10 protein-coding genes are annotated in these 9,820 nt (G+C 53.1%); 2 read left to right on the top strand and 8 right to left on the bottom strand.

The genetic code is table 11. The annotated features are described in order from the left end of the window. Positions 1-39: 39 nt before the first annotated feature. On the top strand, positions 40-2,709 hold the full coding sequence (locus tag AM586_RS22305; RefSeq protein WP_082439456.1) for a PAS domain S-box protein: 2,670 nt from the start codon (positions 40-42) through the stop codon (positions 2,707-2,709). 90 nt (positions 2,710-2,799) lie between these two features. Here AM586_RS22305 and AM586_RS29295 read toward each other — a convergent pair whose 3' ends face one another. The 7 genes from AM586_RS29295 to AM586_RS22335 form a co-directional block, all read right to left on the bottom strand. Continuing rightward, complete coding sequence (locus AM586_RS29295; RefSeq protein ID WP_082439457.1) at positions 2,800-3,138, bottom strand: GGDEF domain-containing protein; 339 nt, start codon at positions 3,136-3,138, stop codon at positions 2,800-2,802. A 200-nt stretch (positions 3,139-3,338) separates the two neighbouring features. After that, positions 3,339-3,560: a hypothetical protein gene (locus AM586_RS22315; protein WP_060566725.1), complete on the bottom strand. Its 222-nt coding sequence runs from the start codon at positions 3,558-3,560 to the stop codon at positions 3,339-3,341. 153 nt (positions 3,561-3,713) lie between these two features. After that, on the bottom strand, positions 3,714-4,913 hold the full coding sequence (locus AM586_RS22320) for a globin domain-containing protein (RefSeq protein WP_047824943.1): 1,200 nt from the start codon (positions 4,911-4,913) through the stop codon (positions 3,714-3,716). 66 nt (positions 4,914-4,979) lie between these two features. Next, positions 4,980-5,453 (bottom strand): Rrf2 family transcriptional regulator, encoded by a 474-nt coding sequence (locus AM586_RS22325; protein ID WP_047824944.1) that lies wholly within the window; start codon positions 5,451-5,453, stop codon positions 4,980-4,982. A 376-nt stretch (positions 5,454-5,829) separates the two neighbouring features. Beyond that, positions 5,830-6,051: a hypothetical protein gene (locus AM586_RS22330; RefSeq protein ID WP_047824945.1), complete on the bottom strand. Its 222-nt coding sequence runs from the start codon at positions 6,049-6,051 to the stop codon at positions 5,830-5,832. 606 nt (positions 6,052-6,657) lie between these two features. Next, positions 6,658-7,038, bottom strand: coding sequence for a RepB family plasmid replication initiator protein (locus tag AM586_RS29300; protein WP_373887936.1), 381 nt, complete (start codon positions 7,036-7,038; stop codon positions 6,658-6,660). A gap of 273 nt (positions 7,039-7,311) precedes the next feature. Further along, on the bottom strand, positions 7,312-7,488 hold the full coding sequence (locus AM586_RS22335) for a hypothetical protein (protein WP_156328200.1): 177 nt from the start codon (positions 7,486-7,488) through the stop codon (positions 7,312-7,314). Between the two features lie 446 nt (positions 7,489-7,934). Between AM586_RS22335 and AM586_RS22340 the strand changes: the two genes are divergently transcribed. Then, the gene (locus tag AM586_RS22340) at positions 7,935-8,225 is read left to right on the top strand and encodes a helix-turn-helix domain-containing protein (RefSeq protein WP_082439458.1); all 291 of its coding nucleotides are present in this window, start codon (positions 7,935-7,937) and stop codon (positions 8,223-8,225) included. A gap of 956 nt (positions 8,226-9,181) precedes the next feature. On the opposite strand, the gene AM586_RS22345 is transcribed toward AM586_RS22340, so the two are convergent. Further along, the gene (locus tag AM586_RS22345; protein ID WP_082439459.1) at positions 9,182-9,544 is read right to left on the bottom strand and encodes a hypothetical protein; all 363 of its coding nucleotides are present in this window, start codon (positions 9,542-9,544) and stop codon (positions 9,182-9,184) included. Between the last annotated feature and the right edge of the window lie 276 nt (positions 9,545-9,820).

Raw genomic sequence — 9,820 nt, forward strand, 5'->3', positions numbered from 1 at the left:
GACGCTTACAGTGAAGATACTGTGACTCATCCTAGGTTCATGAACGAAGAGGCGCGCCTCACAGCTCTACAGGCACTGGATGTGCTTGATACGTCAGCTGAAGAAAGATTTGACAGATTTACGCGCCTTGCATCCAAGTGTTTTGATGTGCCAATTTCTTTGGTATCTCTGGTTGACGCAAACCGACAATGGTTCAAGTCGCGGCATGGCCTTGACGTAGAGGAAACTGCACGCTCGATTGCTTTTTGCAGTCATACAGTCGCGTCAGGCGATATGTTTGTTGTTGAAGATGCCACAGCAGACCCGAGGTTCACTAACAACGAGCTTGTGACTGGAGAGCCGCGTATCCGGTTTTACGCTGGCCAAGCTGTCTATAGCGACGGTCAGCCAGTCGGAACCTTATGTGTTATCGACCGGGTTGCAAGAACGTTCACAGATGAGGAGCGCACCCACCTACGTGACTTGGCTAAATTGGTCGAGGCCGAGCTCGTTCTTGCCAAAGCCAAGACAGCACGCCTGATTGCTGAGCAAGCACTGAAAGCACTTAACACGGACCTTGAGCGCCGTGTCAGCATGCGTACAGCCGAACTCGAAGACAAAGTTACTGAACTTTCGCGTGAAATTGCTCGTCGCCAAACAGTGGAGTGCACGCTGCGCCAAACCGAAGACTGGAATCGCACTATCGTAGCGACTTCATACAGTGGCTTCGTTGGAACCGACGAAGACGGATTTATTATCGAGTGGAACGATTCGGCAGAGCGCATCTTTGGTTGGAGTCGCGAAGACGCCATAGGCCAACGATTGTCACAATTGATTGTCCCGCCTCATCTCAGACGTGCCAAAGAAGAGGGCATCCAACGTTTGCTGGAGAGTGGCAAAGAAGTGGTCTTTGACCGAAAGATTGAGTTGCCAGCCTTGACGGCAAGTGGGAGGCAAATAACTGTCGAGATGACAATCAGCGCCTACAGTTGGCAAGGTAATCGTTGTTTCGGTGCGTTCTTGAATGACGTCTCCGAGCGTATTCGTACCCAACAGGAGCTTGAAGAAAAGCGAGAACTGCTTGACGCCGTGCTTGAGTCCATCGATGTTGGCGTGGTTGCTTGCGACGCCGTAGGTAATCTTACGGTATTCAACCGAACAGCACGTGTTTTCCATGGCCTCGACGTTAAGGCGATTTCGCCGGTGGAGTGGCCAAAATACTATTCTCTTTATCATGCGAACGGCAAAACGCCGTTGGATATGGATGAGGTACCTCTCGTTCGAGTACTAAGGGGGGAAGCAGTGCGCGATGATGCAATGGTTATCGCACCCCCTGGGCTCGAACGAAGGAACGTTTTAGCAAGCGGAAGACCTTTGCGTGGCGCGTCCGGTCGGATGCTAGGGGCGGTTGTCGCGATGAAGGACATCACTGAACTGAGCGCTTCGCGAGCACAGCTAGCAGATAGCGAACGTAGGTTGCGCGCTGTCACCGAGAACTTGCCAGTAATGTTGGGTAAACTTAACGCAGCGGGGAAATTCGTACTACTTAACCGGCATGCTTTGGAAGGTTTTGGCAAGCGTGCTGACGAGCTCATCGGGCAGGACATCGCGTGCGCGTACAGAGAAAACGATTTCGAGAAAATCAAACCTTACATCGCTCGCGTCCGAGCTGGAGAGCAGGTCAATTTTGAGCATGTAGCGCAAGTCAAAGGCCGTGACCGGTACTACGACTGCTGCTTTGTCCCGCAGCGCCTATCCAGTGGCAAGCACGATGGCTTCTTTGCCATGGCTTATGACGTTACAGCTCGCAGGTTAAGTGAGATTCGTCTAGCGGAAAGCGAAGAACGGTTACGAACCATTACTGACAACCTTCCTGTTTTAATCGCACATATCGATAGTGAGCGATGTTATCTCTTCGCCAATGCAATTCACTCTGCCTGGCTCGGCCAGGAACCTAAGACTATCTTGGGTAAAACCATGGAGGAGGCCTTCGGTAACGCTCACTATGAGCAGCAGAGGGAAGCATTTGAGCAAGCATGGCGCGGCAATGTTGCGCAGTGCGAACACGAAATCGTGCGTAACAAACGTACGCGTATCGTGCACTCCATCTTCCTGCCTCAAGTGCGAAATGGCGTCGTTATCGGGGTTTACGTGTTAACGAATGACGCTACCACATCGCGTTTGCATGAACGCAGCCTGCACGCATTAGCACATACCGATACGTTGACCAACCTGCCGAATCGCCGGCACTTCGAAAGTGCGCTTAGTGCTGCAACTGGGCAAAGAGAGCACTCAAATCGTTATGCGGCGGTGCTCTATCTGGACGTCGACGACTTCAAGCAAATCAACGACCATCATGGACATGCGATGGGCGATGCCGTCCTTGTCGAGTTCGCAAAGCGTTTGCAGTCTGCTGTACGAGGCTCAGACTTAGTTGCACGTCTAGCGGGTGATGAGTTCACTGTGCTGCTCACAGAGGTGAGTAATATCGTCGACGTTGAACAGGTCGCTCAAAAAATCCTGTCAGCAGTTCGCGAGCCGTTCGCGCTATTAGGACAAACCCTGAATTTGACGACGACAATTGGCGCAGCCGTAGGTGACATCGCTGCACCCACGCCTCGAAGCTTAGTTGAGGCAGCTGACTCTGCGCTGTACGCAGCTAAGAAGGCCGGCAAGGATAGATATTGCGTCAATAGCCTGGCCGGACACCTCGCCATGGTCAACAACTAGAAGGCACCTATCAATGCTCGGTCGGCCGCTTTAAGCAACTCGTTGCTTGCTGAGCCGTGGGAAGGCCAGCAGCAACGCCAAACGAAACACTCACACCTGTGATGCGTTTGCCAAAGTGATTAATTGTGATGTCGGAAAGGGCACGACGAATCGTGTCCGCACATTTGGCCGCGGCCGTCGCTGTGCATTCAGTAGAAGGAGCGCCAGTTCCTCGCCGCCATAGCGGCATGCGATGTCGCTAGTGCGAAGTCGGCTAAGCAGCTGCTTTGCAGTCGCCTTAAGAGCTAGGTCGCCTGCGTCGTGTTCATAAGTGTCATCGATGCGCTTGAAATGGTCCAGGTCGACCATGACGACAGCGCACGAGGTTTGGCTCCGCTTAATGCGAACTAACTCGCGTTTGAGCGGTTCGTCGAAGTACCGTCGGTGTATAGGCCCGTTAAGGCATCAACGGTAGATTGCTGCTTTAACGTTTCCCGTAGGGTTACGTTGCTAGCCGCCAGGGATAGCTGTTCTGCGAGCGCCACGACCGTAGTCCCTTCAAGCGCGGAGTTCTCTTGACCAGCTTCTGCTGTAATGACCTCAACCCGATGACGTCCCCTTGCTGAGAATCATTCATTACTACTGCAAAACTACATGCCAAGCTTATTCATAAGTGCAAAGGTGAAAAATACCAACCCTGAGAGGGATGCCAGAAAGATTGCAGTCAACTTGCTGGCCATCACGACCATTTCGCGCTTCTTTTTGCCTTTCTTAATCTCTTTATCGTAATGCCACTTAATTGCAAAGAACATACCTGTGCCCAATATGAGAGCCTTGATTAAGCCAAAAGCCCAAGGAAACCAATCTAACATTTTTAATATTCCAACTCAATGATAAAACATCTGTTGTGACGCATTGCCTCAATAACCTGCTATATCCAAACGATGCGGATAGCAAATGCAAGCACCACATCACACCAAAGTAAGACGCCAATAGCGCCACGCGAAAACGTGGCGCTTAGGACGTTAGCGCAGGTAATTCAGAAGTTCAGGCCCGAACACCTCGCGATGCAAGCGTGTAGGCGGTACTCCCATCTCAATAAGGGAACGCCACTGCTCTTGCATGAATTCGACGGGGCCGCAAAGGTACACGTTCGCTTCATCCAAAGGCCATTTCGGCAGCTTCGAGATGTCCATTCGACCTGGATAGTCCGTAGAGATGTCGTCGCTCGTTAAATTCTCGAGGAAATTCACTACGTGGAGATTAGGCATGACGCTTTGAGCTCGTGCAATGTCCGGACGATGCGCATAGTGTGCGGTCGAGCGAGCTGCATGAGCAAACACTACTTGACGATTTGGATGTACTTGCGAAATCCGGTTGAGGACCGAAATCATGGGCGTGATGCCGACGCCTGCCGACAAGAGAACAATAGGTGCCGTTGATTCGGCGTCTGGGGTAAAGTCGCCAAACGGGTGCGTCACCCGAACGACGCTGCCGACGACTACGTTGTCGTGCAACCAGTTCGATACTTGTCCGGCCGGATTGAGAGCGCTGCCTTGCTCCCGCTTGACGGAAATGCGTAGCGTGCGACCGGTAGGGGCGTCCGACAAGCTGTACTGGCGAAGCTGTGTTGGCCCGTTTTCAAAATTCACGGAGACGCTGACGTACTGTCCCGGTTTGAAAGGCGGAGCAGCTTCTCCTGGCATAGCTTCCAGAACAAACGCCTTGATATCGGCACTTTCGTCACAGATGTCGATGACCCGCATGTTCTGCAGTTGACCTGGTTCGATGCCGGCCTGGGCATACATTTCTTTCTCGGCGCTTATCAGGGCCAACGCAAGTTCACAGTAGGCCTCGTCCCAAGCGGAAATCAGTGGTGGCGTCGCTGCGTCGCCCAGAACCTCTTTGATTGCGCCCAGCAAGTGTCGCCCAACGATAGGGTAGTGTTCAGCCTTGATGCCGACAGAGACGTGTTTATGCACTATACGGCTGACTACAGGTCCTAGAGCTGCAGCGTTGTCAATATTGGCGGCGTACGCGAAAACCGCTGACGCGAGCGACTGTTGCTGCACGCCGCTAGCTTGGTTCCCCATGTTGAACAGGTTAGTCAACTCTGGGTGTTCTGCAAACATATTGCTGTAAAAAGTGCGGGTAATAGTGAGGCCATGCTCACGCAGCACAGGTACGCTGGCATCGATATAGGGACGAGCAACTGCAGAAACCATTCTTTTCTCCAAATGTGCATTTTAAATGCATAATAAAAAGCAGCAAAACGCTCTTGGTAAGCGTATTTACTTCACTACAAAGTCACCATGAGCCAGAGGCTCCAAGAACTTACGATGCATAACAATAATCTGTTCACCGACAACACCACCGCTTACATCTGCTAACACGTACTGGTCCATTGCATCGTAAAACGCGCGCAGTCCGGTTGCCAGCGCCCCTCTTAAGAAGCAGTGTTTGCTCAGTTGGCATTGTTGCGCTTCGCAGTCGACCAACTCGGCGTCGCCTTCAAGCTGCCGCAACACGCTCCCCAACCGGAGAGTCGTAGGGTCAGCAAGTAGCAGCAGTCCCCCATTGCGACCTCGAAGCGCCTGAATCCACCCACAACGCGCTAACTGACCAACCACCTTCACCATGTGATTGAGTGGAATGTCAAACTGCCTGGAGATTTCTGCGGCCGTGACCAAGGCCCGGTGTTTATCGGCGCCAGCAAGATAGATGAGGACACGTAAACCGATGTCGGAGAAGCGAGTGATACGCATGATGCTCTTTTGATGTTCAACAGCATCATTCTACCAAACAAGCATTTGAAATGCATATTAAAATTTTCGTTGTGCTGAACGTCCTTCGACTTCTTGCATAGAATCCCGATTCATCCATCTCCGGAGCGATGCCGTCAGGCCGCCTGTAGGGCGGCCGGGACCGCGATTCAAACGATGTTGTAGTGCGCCACCAAGCAGGTGGCGCTTTGCGCTAGGGACGGAAAGTGGCGTACGAGGTTGAGGAGACGGTGATGGGGCAGCGCGGCATGGCTTGTTGGATGAGGAAGGCCAACCAATAGATAACCGCTCATGGCCGGTTGCTGCCCTACCGCAGTCGGGGGCTGCCCCACCCGAGCATTCGTAGGTCGATGTTGGATTACGCCTTGCGGCATTTCAATGCATGAACAAAGCGCTCGTGGTTCGCTTGGAACTCATCGTCGCTATCGTGCTTAGCGAGAAACGCAGTGTAGAGAAGCTCGCGCTCGGGGAGCCGGTCACCACCACTTGGGAGCGCCACTCCAAGGTCATCAGCCATCCACTTGTAGACATCGGATGTATCTCCACCATGCTGGCACGCGGTGTAGATGAACTTGCCCATACGTAGGTACTCATTTTTTATTGTCATGCAAACCTCTCTCTCTGCGAGTCCTTAGATTGCTGTTCTTGGTCGATAGCAAACACCGAAGCGCTCAGTATGGGGATGGGGCGCGGTAAGAGCAACCAAGATAGTGTCGTTAGCTGTTATTGATGTCATCCAGCACCAGCGCCGTCTATTCTTGAGCTGCGGGCGGCACTGGCCAGCTAAGTACTGCGGCCACGCGTCGAATTACCCACCGCGCTTCTTCCTCAGAAGTCCACCTCGTAGCAATTAACCGAGGGAGGTACTGCTCGAGAATCTCGAGTTCTGACATATGTGCGCGTTTGCCAGCTTTTGATTCCAGGGACTTTGCACACAAATGCTTGACCAGGTCTTCACAAGTTTGCCAGCGCTCCCAAACCTCAGGCGGCGTACACCCCGGGCTGTAGAAGCGGCCGTTGTATTGCGTCATCAGTAATTTAGGCTGTGCTCCACCGACTGCGCCGTAGTGCACAGGGCGAGGGAAGTCTGATGGCACTTGCGCGTAGTCGTCTTCGCCTGGCGACGTCAGTTTTGTCGGCTCGTGGCTACTCATGGAAGATAGCCTTCGTTTGAAATCATTATGGTTTACCTAACCCACTCTGCTTCAAAACGCCGTTTGACGTTTTCCCACATGTTAGGTGACACCCGAAACGATATTCTTGTGTTGGTTATAAAGATTTCTTCGAAGACTGGCCAGCTACCGATGAGAAGCTCTTTCTTTGTTGGCCCGTCGTCGTCAATGGTACGTAACGACGATATCGTTCTGCGTACCTTTGACACCAATGACACGAGTTCCGCGCGTTCTGTTGTTGTCGGAAGTCCTGTCAGCTTATAGAACTCACGGAAAGACATCGTTAGTTGACGGCGCTCGCTATGCTCTTCGGCATAGGCGACCGCGGCCTCGAGCACCCTGACAGCGGTTGGCGACATTCCAGCTCGGTGATGGGTAATCTTTGTAATCATCATTTTTCTAGTCCACGGTTACGGCAGTGCAAGAAGCTGTGGCCACGCTCATTTCTATTCGTTTCCAGTGTATTGGTCGTAGCAACGGTTAAGTCACCATCGATAGGACTGGAATATCGTGGCAGGCTAGTTAGTTCAGTCGGCGCCCTGCGACTCCTTCGGTATGAGGCAGAGTATGTCGAGGTTCGGGACGCGAAGCTTTGGTGGACATCGCGGCCTGCAATAAAGCCTGCTCGACGTCCGCGTGAGGGGATGCGTTTTCCGACTTAGACGGCATCAAAAATTTTGCGCATCGCCTATGTTGTTCGTTAAGCGGCAGATGTCAGGAAGCGGCCACGACAACGTCTCAGCGACTTTGGTAAAAGACCACTTGAGCTGAAGTTCGGTCCCATAGCGGCCGGCGCCGGCAATGGCACGCTCGTAGTATTGGAGGATGATGTCGTGCTCCGTCATATGGGCGCGTTTGCCACTTTTCGACTCGCGGCACCTGTCTACCATGAAGTCCACCAAGCCCAGGCTGTACTGCCAGTCTCTCCAGCGAACATTAGGCGTGTTACCCGGGCTGTAGAACCTCCCTTCGAACGACGTTAGCCTTAGCTTTGGATGTACTCCGGGGAGAGCGCCAGGGGTTGGTGAGTACGGATAATCCGCGGGAACTTCGTCGTAGTTTGGCATGGGCAACAGGTGTGGAAAGGGCTCTGGCGGACAGTTCAGGCGTCAGTGGTTGTGATTTCTTGGACGTCGTTCTCGGTTAGTCTGGATGGCACAAAATTTGAAATCATGCCAGCACGGCCTAATTTTTACGAATCGTAAACAGTGTAATACTAAACAGTGTAATTTCAAACAGTGTCATGTATGGGATTGTAGACGTAAACCGTGCAGTGCCTGATGCTGAGCGGATGTCGAAAAATAAATCCACTAGCTCTTTGAGGGCGAGGTTTGCCCACAACATACGAGTATGCAGAGTCCAGAAAGGCCTCTCGCAAGAGCAGCTTGCAGCTTTGGCTGGGTTCAGCCGCACCTTCGTGAGTGACGTCGAGAGACAGGTGAGGAACTGCTCGATTGATAACATTGAGCGACTCGCAGAAGCTCTGGAGATTGATGTCTCCGAGTTCTTTCTGCCAGTTAGGGAAGACAGTGAGTCGCCAACGAACCTGCCGAAGGGGCCTCGCAACCGGCGCAGCGAGTAGACCGTTACCGCCGCGGCGACGTTGGCGTAACGGGCATTTTTCGCAGGCGCCTGGTGTAGGCGCAGCGCCAAAAATTCAAAATTTGCACACTGCCTTTATGCGGAAGGCTTAGAGTTTTTGCTCCCGGAGCTCGCACAGCGAGGTGGCAAATGAAGCAGGACGATAACAATGAAAAAGGGTAGCGCAACCCGGGCAACTGGACCTGTCGGGGCAGCTCGGTCTCTACTGTAGCAAGCGAGACTCCGGACTGATTGTCGCCAAAGCGGTATCGTTGATGGGGCTCACAATCAACTTTGCCCACACGGGCTGCTACTAAGCTTGTCCCGAGTCCTGATACCTTGGCTGCACGATGCCTCGCTTCTTGGTCGGCGTGCCGGGCTTCTTTGTCGGCTCAGCTAAATCTGCGGTCCCAGAATGTTCTGTCGCATTAGCTCGCGAATCGTAAGTCAGCCCTTTCCGATTTCATCCGAACGAACTTGTTCCCTCAGCGACTGAGAGTAGGTAGTGATGGCACTTGGTCACCACTGCTTAACGATGGTAACCCTGGCTACTCAGCAGGGGTCGACACGGAAGTGGTCAGGGTTGTCACGGAGTTGCAGGTGACGGTCCTTGGCCGCGTGCACTGGACGGTAGCCAGCCTTGCACGCAGCATCCTTTGTTTCCTTCTGCGTTTTTTACTCAGCGACATCCTTCCCATCGGCGACAACGGCATGATGGGTGGTCGAAGCGTACTTATCGGTACTCTTCGGGCGATGTTCGATGTAGGCAGCCGGCATTGGAGTTCTTCAAGAAGACCACGGATTGCGGCTAGCTCTACCTTGGGGTGCACGCCGAAACGATACAGCAAGCTGCTGAATTTTACGGATACCGGTGAGCAAGGCCACAAGTCGGCGTAACTGGAGCGAAGAGACGGCCGGCTCAACAGGCCGGCCGTTTACGGACTACCGTCAACCTTCTTATTTAGCGCAAGACTTCCCCTTCATGCCGTGGAAGCCCTTTGCTTTTGCATCGGCTTCTGCCATGTACTCGCCCTTCTTGGTCTTCCCATAGTACTTGTCGCCTTCGCAGTGATAAACCTTGCTCGATTCGTTGACCCAAACTTTACCGTTACCGCCACCAGGGGCTTGTTCCATCTGCGACGTGCTCGTCTTGCTGGCTTTGGCGGAATTCGCTTTTGTAGAGCTGGCTTTCGCAGAGCTAGTAGGCGCCGCAGTTGGAGTGGCAGTTGAAGGAGCAACCGGATTCGGGACAGTCGTCTGGGCGAACACTGCAGTTGTCATCGCGAGAGTTAGGACGACACTTAGCAAAGGCTTTTTCATGTTGATTCCAGTAGAAGTACACGAATATACGTGCCTGCCAGGTTAACGTTAGAAGTGTCATTTAGTTGACGCCGAAGGTAACGGCGAACGAAGCGGGGCGAACTCCTGTGGCTCTTTTGCGGGCTGCACGGAACGTTCTCGATTGCGGGCGGCATGGCCGAGAAGTCAGCTTCCGGCCCTTTGCCTTACTTGTGCTTGGGGTTACATCCGGCATCTGGGCGAATTCTTCCACGTCAGCCCGTTGGCCGCCTGAGTCTCGACTGCCAGGATATCGTC

Origin of the sequence: Massilia sp. WG5 (assembly GCF_001412595.2) — a bacterium.
Classification (GTDB): domain Bacteria; phylum Pseudomonadota; class Gammaproteobacteria; order Burkholderiales; family Burkholderiaceae_D; genus Telluria.

What these genes read in the sequence shown, in the direction of transcription:
- AM586_RS22305 (WP_082439456.1), top strand. Translation starts at nt 40, where the DNA reads ATGAACGAAGAGGCGCGCCTCACAGCTCTACAGGCACTGGATGTGCTT.
- AM586_RS22315 (WP_060566725.1), bottom strand. Translation starts at nt 3,560, where the DNA reads ATGTTAGATTGGTTTCCTTGGGCTTTTGGCTTAATCAAGGCTCTCATA.
- AM586_RS22320 (WP_047824943.1), bottom strand. Translation starts at nt 4,913, where the DNA reads ATGGTTTCTGCAGTTGCTCGTCCCTATATCGATGCCAGCGTACCTGTG.
- AM586_RS22325 (WP_047824944.1), bottom strand. Translation starts at nt 5,453, where the DNA reads ATGCGTATCACTCGCTTCTCCGACATCGGTTTACGTGTCCTCATCTAT.
- AM586_RS22330 (WP_047824945.1), bottom strand. Translation starts at nt 6,051, where the DNA reads ATGGGCAAGTTCATCTACACCGCGTGCCAGCATGGTGGAGATACATCC.
- AM586_RS29300 (WP_373887936.1), bottom strand. Translation starts at nt 7,038, where the DNA reads ATGATGATTACAAAGATTACCCATCACCGAGCTGGAATGTCGCCAACC.
- AM586_RS22335 (WP_156328200.1), bottom strand. Translation starts at nt 7,488, where the DNA reads ATGACGGAGCACGACATCATCCTCCAATACTACGAGCGTGCCATTGCC.
- AM586_RS22340 (WP_082439458.1), top strand. Translation starts at nt 7,935, where the DNA reads ATGTCGAAAAATAAATCCACTAGCTCTTTGAGGGCGAGGTTTGCCCAC.
- AM586_RS22345 (WP_082439459.1), bottom strand. Translation starts at nt 9,544, where the DNA reads ATGAAAAAGCCTTTGCTAAGTGTCGTCCTAACTCTCGCGATGACAACT.